A 22841-nucleotide genomic window follows, 5' to 3' on the forward strand; every position below is an offset into this window, starting at 1 on the left:
TGGCCGCCGTGCGCGCCTCAGCGTGTCGGATGCCTCTGACTGCCCCGCCTGTAATTTCCTTGGTTTTCATTAACGACAGCGACGTCTGAGCGCATAACGCATGCTTTCAGCGACGACGTTGCGCCTTCAGGAATCAGGATTTGCAGCGGGGGTTTTGGGGGCCATCGCAGCCGCTGAGCGGAGGAAGGATTTCAGGATGAGGCGACAGGACGTCGCCGAAAGCGCGGGCCAGGCCAGGACGGCCTGTCCTGCGCGGTCCGTCAGAAATCCTGACGAAGCGAAGGGACCCGCGCAGCGGGCGGGTGAGCTGGCCCGGGGCGCGGGTGCAGGGCCGGCGCCCACCGGCCCTGCTCGGTCGCCCGCAGCGGGCGAAATGAAACTGCTCATTTATCGGGCGAACGAAACCTGCACCCAGTCCCGCCTGCGCAGCAGATCAATATTTTAATATCCCGCGCTCAAATCCCCTGGCGTACGCGGATCCGACGCGCCGTAAAGCGTGCCGTCCGGCCCGATCATAATGCTCTGCGTGCTGCCCATCGCCGGCAATACTTTCACATGCTGCCCCTTATTCTCAAGCAGGCGCAGCGTATCCGGGCTGAACCCTTTTTCAACGCGCAGCTGATCCGGCAACCACTGATGGTGGAAGCGTGGCGCATTGGTCGCCTCTGCGACGTTCATTCCAAAATCGACGCTGTTTACCACCATTTGCAGCACGGTGGTGATAATGCGGCTGCCGCCCGGACTGCCGGTCACCAGCCAGGTTTTGCCCCCTTTTGCCACAATGGTTGGCGACATTGACGAGAGCGGACGTTTGGCGGGCTGTACCGCATTCGCTTCGCCGCCGACCAGTCCATAGACGTTAGGCGTGCCGGGCTTGGCGGAGAAGTCGTCCATCTCGTTGTTCAGCAGGATGCCGCTGTTGCCCGCGACGATGCCGCTGCCGAAATTGGTGTTCAGGGTATAGGTCACCGCGACCGCCGTGCCCTGTTTATCTACGACCGAAAAGTGCGTGGTCTGGTTGCTCTCATAGGGTTCCAGCTTGCCGGGCTTAATCTCGCTCGACGGACGCGCTTTCGCCACGTCAATCTGCTGCGCGATCGACTTCGCGTAGGCTTTGCTGGTGAGCGCCTGCCACGGTACTTTGACAAAATCGGGATCGCCAAGGTACTCCGAACGGTCGGCATAGGCGTATTTCTCCGCTTCGGCAACAACCTGCATCGCGTCGGCGCTGCCGAAGCCCATTTTCGCCAGATCGAAGTTTTCCAGGATATTCAGGATCTGCACAATATGAATTCCGCCGGATGAGGGCGGCGGCATAGAGAAGACCTCATAGCCGCGGTAGGTGCCGCTGATCGGCTTACGCTCGACGGCGCGGTAGGCCGCCAGATCCGCTTTGCCGATCAGGCCGCCGTGCTGCGCCATCTCGCTGGCGATCTCGTCGGCGATTTCCCCTTTATAAAAAGCGTCCGGACCCTGCTGCGCAATGAGTTGCAGGCTGTGGGCGAGATTCTTCTGCACCAGACGATCGCCCTTCTGCCACGGCGTGCCGTCAGGCTTAAAGAAAATCGCCTTGCTGTTGGGATGCGCCAGCAGCACTTCCGTGCCGTAGGTTTTCAGATCGTCCGCCAGCGCGTCGTTGACCACATAGCCTTCGCGCGCCAGTTTAATCGCCGGCGCCAGCAGCGTGCTGAGCGGCAGCGTGCCATATTTTTGCGCCGCCAGCGCAAAGCCCGCCACGCTGCCGGGCGTGCCCGAAGCGAGATGAGAAGTCAGCGACAGCTTGCTGTCGGCGTTACCCTGTTTGTCGAGGAACATATCGCGCGAGGCGCGGCCCGGCGCCATTTCGCGGAAGTCGATAGAGGTGGCGCGGCCAGATGCGGTGCGCAGCAGCATAAAGCCGCCTCCGCCAAGGTTGCCCGCCTGCGGATGAGTCACCGCCAGCGCGAAGCCGACGGCGACGGCGGCGTCCACCGCGTTGCCGCCCTGGCGCAGGATATCCACGCCAACCTGCGTCGCCAGCGCATCGACCGAGGCCACCATGCCGTTCTGCGCCCTCACGGGATGAAAGGTATCATCCTCGACGCCATAAGAGACGGGCGGCGCGCTGGCAGGCGCAGCGGCGTCAGCGACGCTGACCACCGTTAAACTCATCATCACAGCCCAGCCAAGCTGGCGTATATTTCCTCGCATCATCATCCCTCTACCCTTTTCAGTTGTTTACATTTGTTATCGCGCAGGCAAGTGTTTACAAATACAGCAAAAAAATAACATCTAAGTCAAATTCGGTGCGTTCCTGGGGGAGAAGTTTGTGAGGTTGCTAAACTTATAGCTGCGGCCACGGCGCATCACACGCCGGTGAGGCCGCGTTGACGGAGGAAGTCACATGAAAAAATGGTTAATTCTCTTTGCCGCGCTGCTGCCGCTTAGCAGCATGGCTAATATGCTGAACAACACTAATCAACCTAATCAGCCGGGCTACAATCCAAGCCAGCAGCGTATGCAGACGCAGATGCAAATCCAGCAACAGCAGCAGCAGAGCAAACTGCAGCAGGATCAGCAGCAGCAGACGCAGCAGATACAGCGCAAAATGCAGGAACAGCGCAGCAGCGCCCAGCAGCGCGTTATCAACACGCAGCCGGGACAGCAGCAGAACCGTAATTAACGGAAGTCGGGGCCGATGATGTCGATGCGATCGGTGCAGATGGCGTCGACGCCCCATTTCAGCAGAGTGCGCGCCCGGTCCGGGTCGTTCACCGTGTAGACCAGAATATGCAGGCCGGCGGCCTTCAGCGCCGCTACGCGCCCGGCGTCGAGCAGCCTGTGGTTCAGGTGAATCGACACGCACGCCAGCGCGGCGGTTTTGCTTTGCCACGCCTCATCCCACGCATCAAGCAGCAGGCCGCGCGGCAGATCCGGCTCCGCCTGCATCGCCGACTCCAGCGCCACGTAAGAAAACGACGACAGCAGCGGCGCGGTCATGCCCTGCCACAGCGTTTTCGCCGCATGGGCGATGGCGCGGCCGGTTTCCGCCTCGCTGCCGGTAGTCGGTTTGATTTCGATATTGGCCATCATGCCGTACTGGCGACAGCGCGCCGCCACGTCGGGGAGCAGCGCCAGCGGTTCGCCGTCGAACGCCTTGCCGAACCAGCCGCCCGCATCGAGCTGCGCCAGTTTTTCCCACGGCAGCTCCCCCGCTACGCCCCAGCCGTTGCTGGTGCGATCCAGCGTGTCGTCGTGCAGCAGAAAAATCTGCTTATCCTGCGACAGCTTCGCGTCGAACTCGATCATGGTATGACCCCACTCCGCGCCGACGTCGATCGCCGCCAGGGTATTTTCCGGGGCCAGTTTGCCGCCGCCGCGATGGGCCACGATATGAGGATAGGGCCAGCTGTATGTGCTCATTCCAGACGCTTTCCGGTAGTTGAATCGAAATAGTGTAACGCATCCGACGGCAGATGCAGCCACAGCGTGCTGCCCGCTTGCGGGCGTTCGCTGTGCGGCAGACGCACCACCAGCGGCGTCTCGCCGATGCGCCCGTGCGCAAGGTTGTCCGCGCCGAGCAGCTCCAGCGTCTCTACGCGCAGCGGAATGCCCTCGCGCTCTCCCGGGCCGATCCGCACATGTTCGGGACGAATGCCGAGCGTCACGGCGCGATTCGCCCACTTCGCCTTGATGTCGCCGAGCGGCAGGGAGTAGGAGTTGTCGATATTGAAGCGCGAGCCGTCGCTGCCGATCTGGCCATCAATCAGGTTCATCGCCGGCGCGCCGATAAAGGAGGCGACAAACTGGCTGGCTGGGCGCTCATAAATCTCTACAGGCGTGCCGATCTGCTCGACAAAGCCCTTGTTCAATACCATCACGCGCTGCGCCAGCGTCATCGCTTCGACCTGATCGTGCGTCACGTAAAGGCTGGTGGTTTGCAGGCGACGGTGCAGCTGCTGCAGCTCCAGCCGCATCTGCACGCGCAGCCGCGCGTCCAGGTTGGAGAGCGGCTCGTCGAACAGGAACACCGAAGGCTCGCGCACGATAGCGCGGCCCATTGCCACGCGCTGGCGCTGGCCGCCGGAAAGCTCGCGCGGACGGCGGCTCAGCAGCTGATCCAGCTCCAGGCTGCGTGCCGCCTCCAGCACGCGCAGGCGGATATGTTCTTTGCTCATGCCGCGGATCTTCAGCCCGTAGGCCATATTCTCCTCGACCGTCATATGCGGGTAGAGCGCGTAGTTCTGGAACACCATGGCGATGCCGCGATCTTTCGGCTCCAGCTGGGTGACTCGCCTGTCGTCGATATAGATATCGCCGGAGGTGACGCGCTCCAGCCCGGCCACCATGCGCAGCAGCGTCGATTTGCCGCAGCCGGAGGGGCCGACCATCACCATAAATTCGCCGTCGTTAACGGTGACGTTCAGCGGCTGAATGATTTGATTCTTGCCGTCGTAGGACTTGGTTACCGCCTGAAGGGTTACGCCTGCCATGCTTATTTCTCGCTCTCGACCAGGCCACGCACGAACGCGCGCTGCATGACCAGCACCACCACCACCGGTGGGATCAGGGTTAATAACATTGCCGCCATCACTTCGTTCCACTGCGTCGGCGATCCGCTGGTGGAGATCATACTTTTGATCCCCGCCACCGCGGTGCTGAGCGAGGCGTCGTTGACGATCAGCAGCGGCCAGAGATACTGATTCCAGCCGTAGATAAAGGTGATCACGAACAGCGCCGCGAGGTTGGTTCTCGACAGCGGCAGCACGATGTCCCAGAAGAAGCGCAGCGCGCTGGCGCCGTCGATGCGCGCTGCCTCGATCAGCTCGTCCGGCAGCGACATAAAGAACTGGCGGAACAGAAAGGTCGCCGTGGCCGACGCCATCAGCGGCAGCGTCAGGCCGCTATAGCTGTCGAGCAGATTGAGATCGGCAATGACCTGCACCGTCGGGAAAATACGCACCTCGACCGGCAGCATCAGCGTGATAAAGATCAGCCAGAAAAAGAGCGTGCGCAGCGGAAAGCGAAACCAGACCAGCGCAAAGGCGGAGAGCATCGACACCGTAATTTTGCCGACGGTAATGCCGAACGCCATGATCAGGCTGTTCAGCAGCATCAGGCTGAACGCCGGGCCGCTGCCGTTAACGCCCTGGGTCCAGATGCGCGAGACGTTCTCCCACAGGTGGGTGCCGGGGATCAGCGTCATCGGCACCTGATAGACCGCCTCGTTATCCAGCGTGGCGGCGACGAAGGCGACATAGAGCGGAAACAGAATCGTGAGCACGCCCAGCACCAGCAGCGTGTGGCTGAAGATATCCAGCCCGCGACGGTTTTCAATCATTGGTACTGCACCTTACGCTCAACGAAGCGGAACTGAATAATGGTCAGGCCGATCACCAGCAGCATCAGCACCACCGACTGCGCCGCCGACGAAGAGAGATCCAGCCCGGTAAAGCCTTCGCGATAGATTTTGTAGATCAGCGTGGTGGTGGCCTGCACCGGCCCGCCGCCGGTCGCGGCGTCGATAACTGGAAAGGTGTCGAAGAAGGCGTAGATCAGGTTCACCACCAGCAGGAAAAAGCTCACCGGCGCGATCAGCGGCAGCGACAGATTGAAGAAGCGCCGCACCGGCCCGGCGCCGTCGATCGCCGCAGCTTCCACCAGCGATTTCGGAATCGACTGCAGGGCGGCGAAAAAGAATAAAAAGTTGTAGCTCATCTGCTGCCAGATCGAGGCGACGACAATCAGGAACATCGCCTGGCCGCTGTTCTGGGCGTAGTTCCAGCTATAGCCAAGCTGGTTGAGGAAGTGGCTAATCAGGCCGAGGCCGGGATTGAACAGAAACATCCACATCACCGCCGCGACCACGGGCGCCACCGCGTAGGGCAGCAGCAGCAGCGTCTGATAGAGCTTGCGCAGCCGGATAACGTAATCCACCAGCGCCGCCAGCAGCAGCGACAGCACCATGCCGCATACCGTGACCAGCGTACTGAACACGATGGTGGTCCAGAATGCCTCGAGATAGTAGCTGTCCTGAAACAGGCGCCTGAAATTGTCCAGGCCGACGAAGGTACTGGAGATGCCGAACGGATCGAGGTTTTGCAGCGAATACCACAGGGCTTCGCCCGCGGGCCAGAGGAAAAAGATGGCGGTAATCAGCAGCTGCGGCAGCACCAGCAGATAGGGCAACAGGCTGGTGCGAAACACCGGACGAGATGAAGACATAGCGTACTCTGTCTGAGAAAGAGAACAGGGCCGGCACGCGCCGGCCCTTTTAGCGTCACAGGTTATTTCACCTGCTGTTCAAAGCGGCGCAGCAGCTCGTTGCCGCGTTTTACCGCGTTATCCAGCGCGGCCTGCGGCGACTGCTTGCCGGTCCAGACGCCTTCCAGCTCTTCGTCCACGATGGTGCGGATCTGCGGCATGTTGCCCAGACGCATGCCTTTGGTGAACGGCAGCGGATCTTTGTTCAGCATCTGACGCGTCGCGATATCCGCGCCAGGGTTCTTGTCGTAGAAGCCCTGCTGCTTGCTTAGCTCGTAAGCGGCGGTGGTAATCGGCAGGTAGCCGGTTTTTTGGTGCCATTCAGCGGCGATTTCCGGCTGCGCGAGGAATTGCATAAACTCCGCGGCGCCCTTGTAGGTGTTGGCGTCTTTGCCTTTCATCACCCACAGGCTGGCGCCGCCGATAATGGCGTTCTGCGGCGCGTTCGGTACGCTTTCGTCGTAGGGCATCATGCCGACGCCGAAGTTGAATTTGGCGTAGTGTTTGATATCCGCCAGCGACCCCGAAGAGGCGGTAGTAATGCCGCAGTCGCCGTTATAGAACTTGGCGGTGGATTCGTCTTTACGGCCGAAATAGATGAAGTCGCCTTTCTTGTTCATCTCCTCCAGCATCTGGATATGGCGCACCTGCACCGGCTTGTTGAACTCCAGCACCGCGTCGGTACCGTCGAAGCCGTTGTTTTTGCTGGCGACCGGCAATGCGTGCCAGGCGCTGAAGTTTTCGATTTGGATCCAGCCCTGCCAGCCGCTGGCGTAGCCGCAGGTCAGGCCCGCTTTACGCAGCGCGTCGGCGTCTTTCGCCAGCTCCTGCCAGGTTTTCGGCGGCTGGTCGGGGTTCAGGCCCGCTTTTTTAAAGGCGTCTTTGTTGTAATAGAGCACCGGCGTGGAGCTGTTAAACGGCTGAGAAATCAGATGGCCGCTGGCGTCGCTGTAGTAGCCCGCCACGGTCGGCACGAACTGTTTCTCATCGAAAGGAATGCCCGCGTCCTGGAAGACCTGATGCACCGGCACGATCGCCTTCGAAGCCATCATGGTGGCGGTGCCGACTTCATAAACCTGCAAAATGGCCGGCGCTTTGCCGGTACGCACCGCTGCGATGCCTGCCGCGAGGCTCTGTTCGTAGTTACCTTTGTAGGTCGGCACGATTTTATAGTCGGGGTGCGCCTGATTGAAACGCTGCGCCAGAGAATCGACCTCTTTGCCTAACTCGCCCTCCATTGAGTGCCAGAAAGGAATTTCAGTGGCGGCCAGCGCGTTGCCGCTGATGGCCAGGCCCAGAACCACGCTCATCAGTCTACTTTGTGTCTTCAACACGGACATAGAATTTTCCTGTGCAGGTAGGTGCGCGCGATATCACGCATTTTTTGTTCGCGAAGTAACATGACACGGGAAAATGACGGATTAATAACAGCGAGATGACAGCCGCATGACGGCCAGATGAAGGAATGACCTGAAATGTTTATCGCACAACAGCCAAAGGCCGTCGGTGTCATAGCCAGACATTATCCAATGCCCAAGGCCGTCGGCGGCGCAGCCAGTTCGGCAACGGCCAGCGCGCAGCATCCGGAGCGTACTAAAGTACGTGAGGAATGCGAGCACTGCCCGCTGCCGAAATGGCAAGTAAGCCAGGCCTAGGCGCCTAAGTAAGCGCTGCGGACGGCTTCGTTGGAGAGTAAAGCCTCGCCCGTATCTTCCAGCACCACGTGACCGTTCTCCAGCACATAGCCGCGATCCGCCAGCTTCAGCGCCTGGTTGGCGTTCTGCTCCACCAGGAAGATGGTCATCCCCTCTTTGCGCAGCTGCTCGATGGTGTCGAAGATCTGCTGGATAATAATCGGCGCCAGCCCCAAAGAGGGCTCGTCCAGCAGCAGCAGACGCGGCTGGCTCATCAGCGCGCGGCCGATCGCCAGCATCTGCTGCTCGCCGCCGGACATGGTGCCCGCGCGCTGGATTTTACGCTCCGCCAGACGCGGAAAGAGCTCATAGACGCGCGCAATGCGCGTTTGATACTCCTGACGGCTGGCGAAAAAGCCCCCCATCGCCAGGTTTTCCTCTACCGTCATGCGCGAAAACACCCGGCGTCCTTCCGGCACGATGGCGATCGCCTCGCGCATGATGCGCGCGGTTTGCCAGTCGGTAATGGTTTTGCCGTCGAAGGTAATGCTGCCCTGGGTGGCGCGCGGCTCGCCGCACAGCGTGCCGAGCAGCGTGGTTTTCCCCGCGCCGTTGGCGCCGATGAGCGTGACGATTTCGCCCTGGCTAATATGCAGGCTGACGTTATGCAGCGCCTGGATCTTGCCGTAGTGCGCGCTGACGTTGTTAACGGATAACATCGGATTTGCCATGTTACGCCTCTCCTAAATAGGCTCGGATCACATCCGGATTATTACGCACCTCTTCCGGCGTGCCGTTGGCCAGCGGCGTACCCTGGTTCACCACATAGATACGGTCGGAAATGCCCATCACCAGTTTCATATCGTGTTCAATCAGCAATACTGAAACCTTGTGCTCGCCGCGCAGTTCGGCGATCAGCTCATCCAGCTCGTGCGTCTCTTTCGGATTCAGCCCGGCCGCCGGTTCGTCCAGCATCAGGATCTCCGGACGCGTCACCATGCAGCGGGCGATCTCCAGGCGACGCTGCTGACCGTAGGCCAGATTGCCCGCCTGACGGTTGGCGAGATCGAGTAGTCCGATGCGCTCCAGCCAGGTGGCGGCGCGATCCAGCGCCTCGCTCTCGCCGCGACGAAAAGCGGGCGTTTTAAACAGGCCCGAAAAGAGGCCGCTTTTCAGATGCTGATGCTGCGCTACCAGCAAGTTCTCGATTACCGTCATCTCGCGGAACAGGCGAACGTGCTGAAAGGTGCGCACCACGCCCATGCGGGCGATCTGCTGGCCGGGCAGGCCTTCCAGATGCTGCTCGCGCAGCTTAATGGTGCCGCCGGTCGGCTTGTAGAAGCCGGTCAGGCAGTTGAATACGGTGGTCTTTCCCGCGCCGTTGGGCCCGATCAGCGAGACGATCTCCTGCGAGCGCAGCTCCAGCGCCACGTTATTGACCGCCAGCAGGCCGCCGAAGCGCATCATCAGGCCTTCAACGGCTAATAAAGGCTGACTCATGCCTGCTCTCCTTGTTTCTGCTTCAGTTTCAGGTGCGGACGCTTCATCGGCAGCAGCCCCTGCGGACGCCAGATCATCATCAGCACCATCAGGCCGCCGAGCACCAGCATGCTGTATTCGTTCAGATCGCGCATCAGCTCGCGCGACACCACCAGCAGAATAGCGGCGAGGATCACGGCGAACTGCGAGCCCATGCCGCCCAGCACCACAATCGCCAGCACGAAGGCGGATTCGACGAAGGTAAAGGACTCCGGGCTGACAAAGCCCTGGCGCGCGGCGAACAGCGTGCCGGCGAAGCCGGCGAAAGCGGCGCTGATGGTAAAGGCGGTCAGCTTGATGCGCGTCGGGCTCAGGCCGAGCGAGCGACAGGCGATCTCATCTTCGCGCAGCGCTTCCCAGGCGCGGCCCAGCGGCATACGCAGCAGGCGGTTAATCACGAACAGCGTCAGCGCCACCAGCAGCAGCGCCACCAGATAGAGGAAAATCACGCGGTCGCTGGGATCATATTTCAGGCCGAAGAACTCGTGGAAGGTGCTCCAGCCGCCTTCAGAGACTTTGCGGCCGAACTCCAGGCCGAACAGCGAAGGCTTGGGGATCTGCGCGATGCCGTTGGGGCCGCCGGTCAGCGCGGTGTTATTCAGCAGCAGAATGCGCACGATCTCGCCGAAGCCGAGCGTGACGATCGCCAGATAGTCGCCGCGCAGACGCAGCACCGGAAAGCCGAGCAGCAGCCCGAACAGCGCCGAGACGATGCCCGCCAGCGGCAGACACTCCCAGAAGCCGAGACCGAAATAGTGATTCAGCAGCGCGAAGGTGTAGGCGCCGATAGCGTAGAAGCCGCCGTAGCCGAGCACCAGCAGACCTGAGAGGCCGACCACCACGTTGAGTCCGAGGCCGAGCATCACGTAGATCAGCGTCAGCGTGGCGATATCCACCGCGCCGCGCGAAACGAAAAAGGGCCAGGCGACCGCCACGACGATCAGCGCCAGCATAAACAGCTTCTGCTTAGGCGTAGAGCCGTCTATGCCGGGCAGCACCAGCGCCGGACCGGAAATCTTTTTCAGGCCGCGCTGCCAGAACGGGCGCAGCAGCTGATAGAGAAAGACCACGCCGCAGCCGACGAAAATCCAGTTCCAGCGCACGTCGCCGGCGCTCTGCACCACCAGCTGCGTGCCGTCGAGGCCAAGCCGCATCCCCATAAAGAAGCTGGCCAGCACCAGCAGCATCACGGAGGAGAGCAGCGCATTGATAAAGGAGGATTTCATACTTTTTCAACCTCCGGGCGACCCAGGATGCCGGTCGGCATCACCAGCAGCACCACGATCAGCAGCGCAAAAGAGACCACGTCTTTATATTCGGTGCTGAGATAGGCCGAGGTCAGCGCTTCGGCGATGCCGAGCACCAGGCCACCAATCATCGCGCCCGGAATGCTGCCGATGCCGCCCAGCACCGCAGCGGTAAAGGCTTTCATGCCGGCCATAAAGCCGATAAAGGGGTTAATCGAGCCGTAGAACTGGCCGAGCAGCACGCCCGCCACCGCCGCCATCGCCGCGCCGATCACGAAGGTCAGCGAAATCACGCGGTCGGTATTGATGCCGAGCAGGCTCGCCATTTTCAAATCTTCGGCGCAGGCGCGGCAGGCGCGGCCCATGCGCGAATAGCGGATAAACAGCGTCAGCGCCAGCATCGCCAGGAAGGTCACCAGCCAGATCACGATCTGCATGGTGGAGACGGTGGCGGCGAAGCCGTTGCTCTGGCCCAGCGTCCACTGGCCAGTAATCAGGCTCGGCAGCGCGAGGTCGCGCGAGCCCTGCGTCAGGCTGACGTAGTTTTGCAGGAAGATCGACATGCCGATGGCGGAGATCAGCGCGATCAGGCGCTTCGACGATCGCACCGGCTTATAGGCGACGCGCTCGATGCTCCAGCCGTAGGCGCTGGAGATCAGGATCGCCATCACGAAGCCGGCGGCGATCATCAGCCAGCCGGTGTCGATGCCCATCATCATCAGGGCGGCGATCACGATAAAGGAGACATAGCTGCCGATCATATAGACCTCGCCGTGGGCGAAGTTGATCATGCCGATAATGCCGTAAACCATGGTGTAACCGATGGCGATCAGCGCGTAGGTGCTGCCGAGGGTGACCCCGTTAAGCATCTGCTGTGTGAAATAAAGAAACTGCTCGGACATAGTGAAGACCTGCATGAGAACGGGAAAATCCCCTGCCGACGCGGCAAGGGATTGGTCTGCCGATGGAACCATTACTTAACTGCGGTTGAAGAACCGTCTTTGTGCCATTTGAATACGCCGAACTCGAAGCCTTTCAGATCGCCTTTCTGGTCCCAGCTCAGGTTGCCCATCACTGTCGGTACCGGCTCCCCGCCCTTCAGGTTTTTCGCAATCTCTTCCGGCTCGTCGCTCTTGCTGCGCTCGATGCCGGCCGCCAGCGACTGGATCGCCGCATAGGTGGTCCAGACGAACGGACCCGTCGGATCTTTGCGGTTCTGCGCGCTGTTGGTCTTGATGGCGTCGACGATCGCCTTGTTCTCCGGCAGCTGGTCATAGCGCTTCGGCAGCGTCACATAGATGCCTTCCGAGGCGTCGCCCGCGATGTTGGAGAGCGAGGCGTTGCCCACGCCTTCCGGACCCATAAAGCCGGCGTTCAGGCCAGCCGCTTTCGCCTGGCGCAGAATCTGACCCATTTCCGGGTAGTAGCCGCCGTAGTAGACGAAGTCGACGTTCTCTTTTTTCAGGCGCGCGATCAGCGTGGAGAAGTCTTTATCGCCCGCAGTGATGCCTTCAAACAGCACCACGTTGCCGCCTTTCGCCTTCAGGGTTTTCTGCACCGACTCCGCCAGGCCCTGGCCGTACTGCTGCTTGTCATGCACGACGGCGATACGTTTAGGCTTGATCTGATCGAGAATATAGCTTGCGGCGGTCGGGCCCTGATCGGAGTCCAGGCCAGTGGTGCGCATAATGGTTTCGTAACCGCGCGCGGTCAGCTCCGGCGCGGTGGCCGCCGGGGTAATCATCAGCACGCCTTCGTCGTTATAGATGTCGGACGCAGGCTGAGTAGAAGAGGAGCAAAGATGACCGATAACGTACTTGATGCCGTCGTTGACGACCTTGTTCGCCACCGCCACGGCCTGTTTCGGGTCGCAGGCGTCGTCATACTCTACGCCTACCAGTTTATTGCCGTTTACGCCGCCTTTGGCGTTGATATCCTTAATCGCCTGCGCGGCGCCGGTGAACTGCATATCGCCATACTGCGCGACAGGGCCGGTTACGGCGCCGACGATGGCGATTTTGATGTCGGCAGCCAGGGCGGCGTGGCTCATCGCCAGCGCAACGCAACCCGCCAGTAATGCGCGGCCTTTACTCATTTTCATGCGGACTTCCCCATCTTGTTGTGTCTGTGATTTGTGGTTTGCTGTTGCTACCGGATAAAGCCGAAAAATGATGTTAATGAATGATTTAGCGTGCTTTTCCGGTATTTTTTGGTAATAAGGCTTTATTTTTCAGGTTATTAAACAGGAAGTTTCTTCTGTAAATCAACTGACACATTGGGAAATAGCCGGCTGAAACAGCATAATCATCTGGTTGTTATGCAGGCACTTCCGCCATTTCTCCAGCGCGTTATGCTGGCTTTTGCGTCTGTTATTGTTCTTTATCTCCTCTATCCTGGCATCCAGACCATCTTTTGACCTGTTTTCAACTTAAAAAAGTGACGGCGCTCTGACTGTCTAAATTCGCTACACTATGCCCTTTCGACTAGTACAGGTGTTTGTTATGAAACTCACTATTCTGCGCCTGACCACGCTGAGCGCGCAGGACCGCATCGACCTTGCGAAAATCTGGCCGGATGAGGATATTGCCGCGCTGGAAAGCAGCCTGAACGAAAACGTTCGCCTTTACGCCGCGCGTTTCAATGCGCGGCTGCTGGGAGCGTTAAAGCTGGCGATTGCGGGGACGCAGGGAAACATTTCGCAGCTGGAAGTGCGCGAGGTGACGCGACGTCGCGGCGTAGGGCGTTATCTGCTGGAAGAGACCCTGGCACAGAACGGATCGGTCTCAGGCTGGTGGGTGGCGGACGACGGCAGCGCGAATCAGGGCGAACGCGCGGCGTTTATGCAGGCCTGCGGCTTTCGCGCGCAGGCGGATGGCTGGGTTAAATAGCGGGCAAAAAAAAAGGGCGACTTCGCGTCGCCCGTTTTTACTGTTCCGTTATGCTTCAATCGCCATGCGCAGTTTTTTCATGGCGTTTTTTTCCAGCTGCCGTACGCGTTCGGCCGATACGCCGTAGCGATCCGCCAGTTCCTGCAGCGTGGTTTTGTTATCTTCGTCCAGCCAGCGGGCGCGGATAATGTGCTGGCTACGCTCGTCAAGGCCCAGCATCGCATCGCTCAGCTTGTCCGCCGCGTGCGATTCCCAGTTGTCCTCTTCGATGCCGTCGGCGAAATCCGACGTTTTATCCTGCAGATAAAGCACCGGCGCCATCGCTTTGCCTTCGCCGCTCTCATCGTCGGCGGACATATCGAAGGTCATATCTTGCGCGGCCATACGCGATTCCATTTCACGCACGTCTTTGCTGCTTACGCCTAGTTCACGCGCCACCATCTCGACTTCGTCCTGATTGAACCAGCCCAGACGCTGCTTGGTTTTACGCAGGTTAAAGAACAGCTTGCGCTGCGCTTTCGTGGTAGCGACCTTCACGATACGCCAGTTGCGCAGCACGTATTCGTGAATCTCGGCTTTAATCCAGTGCACGGCGAAAGAGACCAGACGCACGCCCACTTCAGGATTAAAGCGACGCACCGCCTTCATCAGGCCGATGTTCCCTTCCTGAATCAGGTCCGCCTGAGGCAGGCCGTAACCGGAGTAATTACGAGCGATATGAACTACAAAGCGCAGGTGAGACAGGATCAGCGTCTTAGCCGCATCCAGATCGCCCTGGTAATGCAGCCGTTCAGCCAGCGCTTTTTCCTCTTCTGCCGACAGCATCGGCCAGACGTTGGCGGCCCGAACGTAAGATTCCAGGTTGCCAAGAGGAGCAATAGCTAAAGTTTGCATTTCTTTGGTCATTCAAACCCTCACAATGGTTATTAAATCGCTGCGTCTTCCCTTTGAGCAGACGTTACCTTAAGTCAACGCCGGGGAAAATCCGAAAGCAATCTGTGCTACTTAGAGTAGCTAAGTTATCCACAAGTTCAATTATAGCAGTGAATATTTTACACACAGATGACGAGGCGGGAAGAGAGGAGAGGTTCCTCTGCGCCCGGATCGTCGGCAGCAGAGGACCATTATACCAAAAAAACGTTGCAGGCGGTTACTGGGGCGTAAAACGACGTAAATGTTGCACTGTCGCCAGCCAGGCGGCGATCCAGCCTATGATCGCGGCGATCAGCAGCAGCAGCAGCCCTTCATCCCACGAGAAGCCTTCCAGCGAGAAAGTGGTGCCGAAGACCTGCGCTACATGCGCCACCACCGACTGCAGACGCAGTACCAGCACCTCGGAGAGGATCAGGGACAGCACCGCGCCGCTTAAGCCGAGCAGCGCTCCGCCGTAAAGGAACGGGCGCAGAATAAAGCCGTCGGTGGCGCCGATCAGCTTCTGCACGTTGATGGTATCGCGCCGCGCGAAGATGCTGAGCCGTACGCTGTTGCCGATCACCAGGAACACCGCGACAATCATCAGAATGCCGATCATCGACGCGACCTGGCCCACCAGCCCGGTCAGCGCCGCAAGGCGGGCGAACCAGCTGTCGTCCATGCGCACTTCGTCGACGCCCTGCACTTTCGCGACGCTGTCGCGCAGGTTCTGCATGGTGTCGGAATTCTGGAAGTTAAGCTTCGGCGTGATGATCGCCACCGCCGGCAGCGGATTCTGCTCCAGCATATCCATCGCGCCGCCAAAGCCCGACCAGTTGCGGAACTCGTTCAGCGCCTCTTCTCGCGTCAGGTAGTTAACGTTATCGACACCGTCGACCTGCTTGAGCTGCGCCACCACATTTTCCGCGGCGGTATCGTCCAGCGTTTTCGACAGATAAACCGTCAGCTGCGGCGCGGGATACCACTGCGTCGCGGCCTGGCTGACGTTTTTCCACACCATGTAGCAGACGCTGGGCAGCGTCAGCGAAATGGCGATCACCATCACCGTCAGCAGCGTCGCCAGCGGCTGGCGATACATATCCGACAGGGTGCCGCGCCACGCGTAGCGCCACTGTTCCTGCCAGCCGCCCTTCAGCGCTTTGCTTTTAGACGGCGCTTTCGCTTTTGGCGCAGCGGGGCGCTTGTTGCGTTTATTGACCATCGTGGCCTCCATGCAGGCGTCCCTGATTGAGCGTCATGACGCGATAGCGTCGCCGCGCGATCAGCCCGCTGTCGTGCGTCGCCATGAGTACGGTGACGCCCACGCGGTTGAACTCTTCGAACAGACGCAGAATATCTTCCGACAGCGCGTCGTCCAGGTTGCCGGTCGGTTCGTCCGCCAGCAGCACGGCGGGCTTGTTCACCACGGCGCGCGCAATGCCCACGCGCTGCTGCTCGCCGCCGGAGAGCTGAATCGGAAAGCTTTTCGCTTTATCAAGCAGACCGACTTTATCCAGCGCCGCTGATACGCGGCGGCGGATATCTTCGCCGCTGGCGCCGGAGATGATCAGCGGGATCGCCACGTTGTCGTAGACCGAACGATCCATCAGCAGATGGTGATCCTGAAAGATCATGCCGATCTGGCGACGCAGAAACGGCACCTCGCTGTGGCGCAGCCGCGAAATATCGTGACCGCTGAACCAGATATGGCCCGCGCTCGGACGCTCAATGCCACAAATCAGCTTCAGCAGGGTACTCTTACCGGCGCCGGAATGGCCGGTCAGGAACGTCATTTCGCCCGGCCGCAGATGGAAATCTACGCCCTGCAGCGCCTGGCGCCCGCCGAGATATGCCTTACTGACCTCTTCAAAGCGAATCATCCCAATTAGTCCTCTCGGGCAAACAGTGCCTCAATAAAATCCTCGGCCTTGAAGGGCCGCAAATCTTCTATGCCTTCCCCGACGCCGATATAGCGAATCGGGATGCCGAACTGATCGGCCACCGAGAAGATCACGCCGCCTTTCGCCGTGCCGTCCAGCTTGGTCAGGGTAATACCGGTCAGGCCGACCGCTTCATGGAAAAGCTTCGCCTGGCTGATGGCGTTCTGGCCGGTGCTGGCGTCGAGCGTGAGCATCACTTCGTGCGGCGCCTCCTCGTCCAGCTTTTTCATCACGCGGGTGATTTTCTTCAGCTCTTCCATCAGATGGGATTTGTTCTGCAGACGACCGGCCGTATCGGCGATCAGCACGTCGACACCGCGCGCTTTCGCCGCCTGAATGGCGTCGAAGATCACTGAGGCGGAATCCGCGCCGGTATGCTGCGCCACGACCGGAATATGATTACGTTCGCCCCACACCTGCAGCTGCTCCACGGCCGCCGCGCGGAAGGTATCGCCCGCCGCCAGCATCACCGATTTGCCCTGCGCCTGATACTGGCGCGCCAGCTTGCCGATGGTGGTGGTTTTACCAACGCCGTTGACGCCGACCATCAGGATCACGAACGGCCCTTTGCCGCTGACGTCGAGCGGCGCGTCTACGTTCGCCAGAATGCCCGCCATCTCCGCTTTCAGCAGGCCGTAGAGCGCTTCCGCGTCGCGCAGCTGTTTGCGGTTCGCCTGCTGCGTCAGGTTAGTGATAATGCGGCGCGTGGTCTCGACGCCGACGTCGGCGATCAGCAGCTGCTCTTCCAGCTCTTCAAACAGGTCATCGTCGATTTTTTTACCGCGGAACAGGCTGATAAAGCCGGAGCCAAGGTTCTGGCGCGTTTTGACCAGGCTGCGCTTCAGGCGCGCGAAGAATCCCTCTTTGGTGGGGCGTTCCTGCTCCTGGGAAATAATGGGCGCGGCGGCGAGCGGCAGATCGCTGACCGTATCCTGCGCGTCGCTCTCAACGGCGATCGCTTCCGCTTCCGCGGCGATCTCTTCCGACGCTTCGTCCTGCGGCGCTTCCGCCAGCGCCAGCGCGGCCAGCTCTTCGTCATCCAGCGGCTGCTCTTCCTCCGGCAGCGTTTCCGGCAATATCTCGTCTGCGACAGGCGTCGGCGCCAGCTCCGGCTCTTCTTCCGGAACGATCTCCTCCAGCGGCGCGATAATTTCCGCATCCTGCGCTTTCTGGACGATCGCTTCCGCTTCCGGCTCTGCGGTAACGCGCTCTTCTGCGGCAACATGCTCTTCCGCGGCCTGCGCCGGCGCTGCGCGCTGCGCCTCGGCGACCTGTTCGGTCAGCTCGACGGTATGCGCCGCTTCGGTTTCCGCCTGCGCTAGCGCAGCATCATCTGGCTGCTGTTCAGGCGTTTCAGCAGGCTGTTGTGTCTCTTCTTCTTTGCCAAATCCCAGCCAGGAAAAAAAGCCACGTTTTTTCTCTTTTGCCATTGTGTGACGACACTCCTCGATGGCTTAATCCCGGTCGCTCGCTGTTCCCAGGGGATAAAAATTAGCTCTGGTTTTTACCGCCGAAAGGGCGAAAAACGGCAGAATTATGTATGACTTCAGCAACTCACTAGTCTAACACTTTCCAGCCAGCGCACCACAGCACCCTTTTTTACCGTTTCTTCTCATCCGTTCGCCCGTTAAACTACGCAACAAATTATGACGAGTTGTGAGCAAGATGAGTAAAACCCCTCGTGGCACAGGCGGTGCCGGACAAATCCGCATCATCGGCGGCCAGTGGCGCGGACGCAAACTGCCGGTGCCCGACAGCGCCGGACTGCGTCCCACCACCGATCGCGTTCGTGAAACCCTGTTTAACTGGCTGGCGCCGGTGCTGCAGCAGGCGCGCTGCCTTGACTGCTTCGCCGGCAGCGGCGCGCTCGGCCTGGAGGCGCTGTCGCGCTTCGCCGGTTCGGTGACGCTGCTGGAGCTGGAACGTCCGGTGGCGCAGCAGCTGGAGAAGAATTTACACACCCTGCGCGCCAGCGACGCGCAGGTGATCAACGTCAACACCCTCAACTGGCTGGCCGCTTCCGGCGAGCCATACGACGTGGTGTTCGTCGACCCGCCATTCCGCAAAGGGCTGCTGGAGCAAACGCTTCAGCTGCTGGAGCAGAATGGCTGGCTGGCAAACGAGGCGATGATTTATGTAGAGAGCGAAGTCGAGCACGGCGCGCCGCCGGTGCCTGCTAGCTGGGCGCTGCATCGCGAGAAGATCGCCGGACAAGTGGCGTATCGTTTATATCACCGACAACAAGAGACATCCGATGTTGCTTAATTTAGGCCGCCTGTTAATGCTGTGCGTCTGGGCTTTTTTACTTTTTAACCTGGTCGATCCCTACCCTAAACCGCTGCGCTATTTTATCCACGTCGCGCTGTTCTTTATGATCCTGATGCACGGGCTGCAGCTGACGCTGCTGCGCGCCACCCAGCCGAAGGACGCGCCGCCGATCGATCGCTGGACGCAAACCAAAATCTTTCTGTTCGGCGTGTTTGAACTGCTGGCGTGGCAGAAGGCCAATTTTCCGAAGAAGAAGTAGAACAGCTCACATCCTCTACAGGCGGGTAAGGTTCCTCTTACCCGCGCCGGGCACGTTATCGAATCCGCTTTTTACTGCGCCGGCGTAAAGCTGATGAAGCGCGATCCCTGCATCTTCAGCTCGCCCTTCGCGCCGGTATCCATCTGGTTGTAGTCACGCTCGCCCACAATCGCTTTAATATCGCTGGCGCCGTTCAGGGGATGGAACCAGGCTTCGTAGCGCATCTCCTCCCCCGCGATGACTTCGCGCTGGCGCGAACGCCGATTGGGCGACGGATATTCCCGCTTGGTCTTGACCTTCACCATCAGCGTGCGCACCGGCGAGGCGTCGTTCACCGCCGCCTCGCGCCGCTGCTTGATAAACTGGCGGGTCGCCAGCACGGCGATAACGGCCAGTACGATAAAAAAGAGTAGCGGTGGTTTGCTCATGGTTTTTTCTCGTCTCGTTAAGCTCTGGAAAGCAATGCGGGTGAAGCATACAACCAGAGTTGCCTGATTGTCACATTGCGAGGCCGTAACCTAAACTGAGATCGACTTATTGGGAATTTTCACCATCTGATGGACAGGTTGTCCTTAAGGGAGCAGCAATGCTTTGGTCATTTCTTGCCGTACTTTTCTCCGGTTGGCTCTATGTTGACGCATCCTATCGCGGCCCGCAGTGGCAGCGCTGGCTATTCAAACCCGTCACGCTGCTGCTGATGGTGGGCTGGGCCTGGCAGGCGCCGGTGCTGAAACCTACCGATTACCTGATTATCGCCGGACTGCTCGCGACGCTGATCGGCGACGCGCTGCTGCTGCTGCCGCGCCAGCAGATGCTCTATGCGCTGGGCGCCTTTTTCCTTTCTCATCTGCTGTACACCATTTGCTTCGCCGCCAGCATGACGATGACCTTTTACTGGCCGATTCCGCTGACGCTGCTGATTATCGGCGCCGTCACCATCGCGACCATCTGGAATCGCCTGGAGACGCTGCGCTGGCCGATTTGCACGCTGATCGGCATGACGCTGGTGATGACCTGGCTGGCCACCGAGCAGTATCTCTTCCGTCCCACCGACGATAGCTTCACGCTGATGGTGGGCGCGAGCCTGCTGCTGCTGGCGAATATCGTCTGGTTCGTCAGCCACTATCGCCGCCGTTTTCGCGCCGACAGCGCCATCGTCGCCGCCTGCTACTTTGCCGGCCACTTTATGATTGTCCGCTCGCTGTGGCTCTTCTGATATAAAACCTCTCTTGACTCTGGAGTCGACTCCAGAGTGTAGGATGCAGTAGCGGGCGGGATCGCCCGTCCGTTACTGGAGGTTTTATGCAGCAACATCATCACGAACACGCTTGCGGCTGCGGCCGCTCTCGCCACATCCATTCCGCCCCTAAACCGCTGTGCGCGCTGCCTGGCGCCGCGTCCGCGCGGCTTAACATCCGCGCCGCTTCGCCTGTTCAGCCAGTCTGCGGCGGCGGTTGCTGCGAGGCGAACGGCGGCCCGGACGGCGAGGAGCATGCCGGCGGCAGCGACGAAGAGAGCGACAGGCAAGGCGGCTGGCGCTTTAGCTGGCGCGTCAGCGGCATGGACTGTCCAGGCTGCGCCCGCACCGTTGAAACCGCTGTCAGCCAGCTTCCTGAGGTGTTGCGCACCCGCGTCGTCTTCGCCAGCGAAAAGCTGCTGGTCGAGGCCAGCGCCGATGTCTCCACTGCGGTTGAACAGGCGGTCGCACGCGCCGGCTTCTCGCTGATCGACGATGCCCCCACACCCCGCCCCGCTTCCCGCTGGCGCGAAAACCGCGCCCTGCTGCTGCTTGCCGCTTTGCTGCTCGCCAGCGTGATTCTGAGCCAGTTTATGCCGCGCTGGGGCGACGGGCTGTTTATCCTCACGACGCTGATCGGCCTGTGGCCGGTGGCGCGCAGCGCATGGCGACGCGCGCGCAGCGGCTCGCCCTTTACTATCGAAACGCTGATGAGCGTTGCCGCCGCCGGCGCGCTGCTGATCGGCGCCCACGCCGAAGCGGCGATGGTGCTGCTGCTGTTTTTGCTGGGCGAACGGCTGGAAGCTTTTGCCGCCGCGCGCGCGCGCAGCGGCGTGACGCAGCTGATGGCGCTGCGCCCGGAAAACGCCACGCGGCTTAATGGCGACAGGCGGGAGACCGTGGCGCTGGCGGCGCTGCGTCCCGGCGACGTTATCGAAGTGGCGGCGGGCGGACGCCTGCCGGTAGATGGCCGCCTGCTGAGCGACGAGGCGAGCCTGGACGAAAGCGCGCTGACCGGCGAATCGCTGCCGGTCACGCATGAAAAAGGGGATGCGCTGCTGGCGGGCGCCACCAGCGTCGATCGTCTGATTCAGCTCGAAGTAACCTCTGAACCCGGCGCCAGCGCCATCGACCGTATTCTCACCCTGATCGAAGAGGCGGAGAGCCATCGCGCGCCGGTCGAGCGCTTTATCGATCGCTTCAGCCGTCTCTATACGCCGCTGATTATGCTGCTGGCCGCGCTGGTGATGGCGGTGCCGCCGCTACTCGGCTTCGGCGGCTGGCTGCCGTGGATCTATAAGGGGCTGACGCTGCTGCTGATCGGCTGCCCCTGCGCGCTGGTGATCGCCACGCCCGCCGCCATTACCTCCGGCCTGGCCGCCGCCGCGCGCCAGGGTGCGCTGATTAAAGGCGGCGCGGCGCTGGAGCGTCTCAGCCGGATACGCGCCGTGGCCTTCGATAAAACCGGCACCCTGACTCAGGGCAAACCGCAGGTTACCGCCGTGCTCTGCTTCTCCTCCGCCTCGCAGGATGAGCTGCTGGCGCTGGCGGCGGCGGTGGAACAAGGCTCGACGCATCCGCTGGCCGCGGCGATCGTTGCGGCCGCCAGCGAGCGGCAACTCACGCTGCCCTCCGCCAGCCAGCAGATGACGCTGGCCGGCAGCGGCATCGCCGCGCAGGTCGAGGGCGCGCAGGTCGAGCTGCTGTCGCCCGGCTGCGTCGGCGCGTTGAGCGCTGCACAGCGCGCGCAGATCCTGCAGCAGGAAGAACAGGGACAAACGCTGGTGGCGATCCTGCGCGACGGCGAACCGCTGGGCGCGCTGGCGCTGCGCGACAACCTGCGCGCCGACGCGCGCGACGCTCTGGCGGAGCTGAAGAGAATGGGCATTGAGAGCCTGATGCTCACCGGCGACAACCCGCGGGCGGCGGCGGCGATCGCCGGCGAACTCGGCATCGACTTTCGCGCCGGCCTGCTGCCTGGTGACAAGGTCGACGCCATTCGCGCGCTGGGCCAGCAGCGACCGCTGGCGATGGTCGGCGACGGCATCAACGACGCGCCCGCGATGAAGGCGGCCACTATCGGCATCGCCATGGGAAGCGGCAGCGATATCGCGCTGGAGACCGCTGACGCCGCGCTGACGCGCGATGCGTTGCCGCTGCTGCCGTCGCTGGTGACGCTCGCGCGACGCACGCGCGCCACGCTGCGGCAAAATATCGCCATTGCGCTGGGGCTGAAGGCGCTGTTTCTGGTAACCACGCTGCTGGGCCTGACCGGCCTGTGGCTGGCAGTGGTCGCCGACTCCGGTGCGACGGCGCTGGTGACCGCTAACGCGCTGCGGCTGCTGCGCGCGCGTCGCAGGTAGCAGGCGCGGCGATCAGGCGCCGAGGCCCTTCTGGATCAGGTAGTGATAAGGCAGGGTGTCGGTCTGCTGCGCCAGCAGGCGATGTTCCATAAAGCGGCAGAAGCCGGGAATATCGCGCGTGGTGGCCGGGTCGTCGGCGATAATCAGCAGCGTTTCTCCATCCTGCATGGTGCGGACCGTTTTACGCACCATCATTACCGGCTCCGGGCAGCGCAGGCCCAGGGCATCCAGCTGATGGTCGGCATGGGAGAAGTTGTCGCTCATAAATCACTCGGTTCTAAACAGGGGGCGCTCATTTTAACGCGGTGCCC

General features: G+C 60.9%; 24 protein-coding genes. 7 read left to right on the forward strand and 17 right to left on the reverse strand.

Going from position 1 to position 22841, the window contains the following annotated elements; translation table 11 throughout:
- Positions 1-441: 441 nt before the first annotated feature.
- On the reverse strand, positions 442-2196 hold the full coding sequence (gene ggt / locus HA46_RS03640; protein ID WP_084882213.1) for a gamma-glutamyltransferase: 1755 nt from the start codon (positions 2194-2196) through the stop codon (positions 442-444).
- Positions 2197-2383: 187 nt separating this feature from the next.
- On the opposite strand from ggt, the gene HA46_RS03645 reads away from it, so the two are divergent.
- Positions 2384-2662 (forward strand): DUF2756 domain-containing protein, encoded by a 279-nt coding sequence (locus HA46_RS03645; RefSeq protein ID WP_033792639.1) that lies wholly within the window; start codon positions 2384-2386, stop codon positions 2660-2662.
- Here HA46_RS03645 and ugpQ read toward each other — a convergent pair.
- The 5 genes from ugpQ to ugpB form a co-directional block, all read right to left on the reverse strand.
- Positions 2659-3402, reverse strand: coding sequence for a glycerophosphodiester phosphodiesterase (ugpQ, locus tag HA46_RS03650; protein WP_084882214.1), 744 nt, complete (start codon positions 3400-3402; stop codon positions 2659-2661). The two genes, HA46_RS03645 and ugpQ, sit on opposite strands and share 4 nt — an antisense overlap.
- On the reverse strand, positions 3399-4472 hold the full coding sequence (locus HA46_RS03655; protein ID WP_033792641.1) for a sn-glycerol-3-phosphate import ATP-binding protein UgpC: 1074 nt from the start codon (positions 4470-4472) through the stop codon (positions 3399-3401). Before HA46_RS03655 ends, ugpQ begins: the two co-directional genes overlap by 4 nt.
- Positions 4473-4474: 2 nt before the next feature.
- Complete coding sequence (gene ugpE / locus HA46_RS03660) at positions 4475-5320, reverse strand: sn-glycerol-3-phosphate ABC transporter permease UgpE (RefSeq protein WP_033792642.1); 846 nt, start codon at positions 5318-5320, stop codon at positions 4475-4477.
- The gene (ugpA, locus tag HA46_RS03665; protein ID WP_084882215.1) at positions 5317-6204 is read right to left on the reverse strand and encodes a sn-glycerol-3-phosphate ABC transporter permease UgpA; all 888 of its coding nucleotides are present in this window, start codon (positions 6202-6204) and stop codon (positions 5317-5319) included. The genes ugpE and ugpA overlap by 4 nt, the downstream gene beginning before the upstream one ends.
- A gap of 62 nt (positions 6205-6266) precedes the next feature.
- The gene (ugpB, locus tag HA46_RS03670; protein WP_084882216.1) at positions 6267-7583 is read right to left on the reverse strand and encodes a sn-glycerol-3-phosphate ABC transporter substrate-binding protein UgpB; all 1317 of its coding nucleotides are present in this window, start codon (positions 7581-7583) and stop codon (positions 6267-6269) included.
- A gap of 135 nt (positions 7584-7718) precedes the next feature.
- On the opposite strand from ugpB, the gene HA46_RS03675 reads away from it, so the two are divergent.
- Positions 7719-7898, forward strand: a complete 180-nt coding sequence (locus tag HA46_RS03675) for a hypothetical protein (protein ID WP_084882217.1) — start codon at positions 7719-7721, stop codon at positions 7896-7898.
- Here the strand turns inward: HA46_RS03675 and livF are convergent.
- The 5 genes from livF to HA46_RS03700 all read right to left on the reverse strand — a co-directional run bounded on the left by livF (position 7895) and on the right by HA46_RS03700 (position 12764).
- Positions 7895-8608, reverse strand: a complete 714-nt coding sequence (livF, locus tag HA46_RS03680; protein WP_033753206.1) for a high-affinity branched-chain amino acid ABC transporter ATP-binding protein LivF — start codon at positions 8606-8608, stop codon at positions 7895-7897. The two genes, HA46_RS03675 and livF, sit on opposite strands and share 4 nt — an antisense overlap.
- 1 nt (position 8609) lies before the next feature.
- Complete coding sequence (livG, locus tag HA46_RS03685; protein ID WP_033792646.1) at positions 8610-9377, reverse strand: high-affinity branched-chain amino acid ABC transporter ATP-binding protein LivG; 768 nt, start codon at positions 9375-9377, stop codon at positions 8610-8612.
- Positions 9374-10642: a high-affinity branched-chain amino acid ABC transporter permease LivM gene (locus HA46_RS03690; RefSeq protein ID WP_084882218.1), complete on the reverse strand. Its 1269-nt coding sequence runs from the start codon at positions 10640-10642 to the stop codon at positions 9374-9376. Before HA46_RS03690 ends, livG begins: the two co-directional genes overlap by 4 nt.
- A complete protein-coding gene (gene livH, locus HA46_RS03695) occupies positions 10639-11565 on the reverse strand; it encodes a high-affinity branched-chain amino acid ABC transporter permease LivH (protein WP_033753535.1) in 927 nt (308 codons plus the stop codon). The genes HA46_RS03690 and livH overlap by 4 nt, the downstream gene beginning before the upstream one ends.
- Before the next feature lie 71 nt (positions 11566-11636).
- Positions 11637-12764 carry a branched-chain amino acid ABC transporter substrate-binding protein gene (locus HA46_RS03700; protein ID WP_033753212.1) on the reverse strand — a complete coding sequence of 376 codons (1128 nt, stop codon included), beginning with the start codon at positions 12762-12764 and terminating at the stop codon, positions 11637-11639.
- A gap of 400 nt (positions 12765-13164) precedes the next feature.
- On the opposite strand from HA46_RS03700, the gene panM reads away from it, so the two are divergent.
- Positions 13165-13551 carry an aspartate 1-decarboxylase autocleavage activator PanM gene (panM, locus tag HA46_RS03705; protein WP_033792648.1) on the forward strand — a complete coding sequence of 129 codons (387 nt, stop codon included), beginning with the start codon at positions 13165-13167 and terminating at the stop codon, positions 13549-13551.
- A gap of 48 nt (positions 13552-13599) precedes the next feature.
- Here panM and rpoH read toward each other — a convergent pair whose 3' ends face one another.
- The 4 genes from rpoH to ftsY all read right to left on the reverse strand — a co-directional run bounded on the left by rpoH (position 13600) and on the right by ftsY (position 17833).
- Positions 13600-14457, reverse strand: a complete 858-nt coding sequence (gene rpoH / locus HA46_RS03710; RefSeq protein ID WP_033792649.1) for an RNA polymerase sigma factor RpoH — start codon at positions 14455-14457, stop codon at positions 13600-13602.
- 244 nt (positions 14458-14701) lie between these two features.
- Positions 14702-15685, reverse strand: a complete 984-nt coding sequence (gene ftsX / locus HA46_RS03715; RefSeq protein ID WP_033792650.1) for a permease-like cell division protein FtsX — start codon at positions 15683-15685, stop codon at positions 14702-14704.
- Positions 15675-16343: a cell division ATP-binding protein FtsE gene (gene ftsE, locus HA46_RS03720; RefSeq protein WP_033792652.1), complete on the reverse strand. Its 669-nt coding sequence runs from the start codon at positions 16341-16343 to the stop codon at positions 15675-15677. Before ftsE ends, ftsX begins: the two co-directional genes overlap by 11 nt.
- A 5-nt stretch (positions 16344-16348) precedes the next feature.
- Positions 16349-17833 (reverse strand): signal recognition particle-docking protein FtsY, encoded by a 1485-nt coding sequence (ftsY, locus tag HA46_RS03725; protein WP_084882219.1) that lies wholly within the window; start codon positions 17831-17833, stop codon positions 16349-16351.
- A gap of 235 nt (positions 17834-18068) precedes the next feature.
- Here ftsY and rsmD point away from each other — a divergent pair, with 235 nt between their 5' ends.
- Both rsmD and HA46_RS03735 read left to right on the forward strand, forming a co-directional pair.
- Positions 18069-18668 carry a 16S rRNA (guanine(966)-N(2))-methyltransferase gene (gene rsmD, locus HA46_RS03730; protein ID WP_033792655.1) on the forward strand — a complete coding sequence of 200 codons (600 nt, stop codon included), beginning with the start codon at positions 18069-18071 and terminating at the stop codon, positions 18666-18668.
- A complete protein-coding gene (locus HA46_RS03735; protein WP_033753227.1) occupies positions 18658-18930 on the forward strand; it encodes a DUF1145 family protein in 273 nt (90 codons plus the stop codon). Before rsmD ends, HA46_RS03735 begins: the two co-directional genes overlap by 11 nt.
- A gap of 71 nt (positions 18931-19001) precedes the next feature.
- Here HA46_RS03735 and HA46_RS03740 read toward each other — a convergent pair whose 3' ends face one another.
- Entirely contained in the window at positions 19002-19358 is a 357-nt protein-coding gene (locus tag HA46_RS03740) for a DUF2500 domain-containing protein (RefSeq protein ID WP_084882220.1), read from the reverse strand.
- A gap of 158 nt (positions 19359-19516) precedes the next feature.
- Between HA46_RS03740 and HA46_RS03745 the strand changes: the two genes are divergently transcribed.
- Positions 19517-20146: a lysoplasmalogenase gene (locus tag HA46_RS03745; protein ID WP_033792657.1), complete on the forward strand. Its 630-nt coding sequence runs from the start codon at positions 19517-19519 to the stop codon at positions 20144-20146.
- A gap of 86 nt (positions 20147-20232) precedes the next feature.
- Positions 20233-22530 carry a zinc/cadmium/mercury/lead-transporting ATPase gene (locus HA46_RS03750; RefSeq protein ID WP_084882221.1) on the forward strand — a complete coding sequence of 766 codons (2298 nt, stop codon included), beginning with the start codon at positions 20233-20235 and terminating at the stop codon, positions 22528-22530.
- Between the two features lie 12 nt (positions 22531-22542).
- Here the strand turns inward: HA46_RS03750 and tusA are convergent, their stop codons facing one another.
- Positions 22543-22794 (reverse strand): sulfurtransferase TusA, encoded by a 252-nt coding sequence (tusA, locus tag HA46_RS03755; protein ID WP_033753239.1) that lies wholly within the window; start codon positions 22792-22794, stop codon positions 22543-22545.
- Positions 22795-22841 lie beyond the last annotated feature (47 nt).

It is taken from the genome of Pantoea septica, from assembly GCF_002095575.1.
Taxonomy (GTDB): Bacteria; Pseudomonadota; Gammaproteobacteria; order Enterobacterales; family Enterobacteriaceae; genus Pantoea; species Pantoea septica.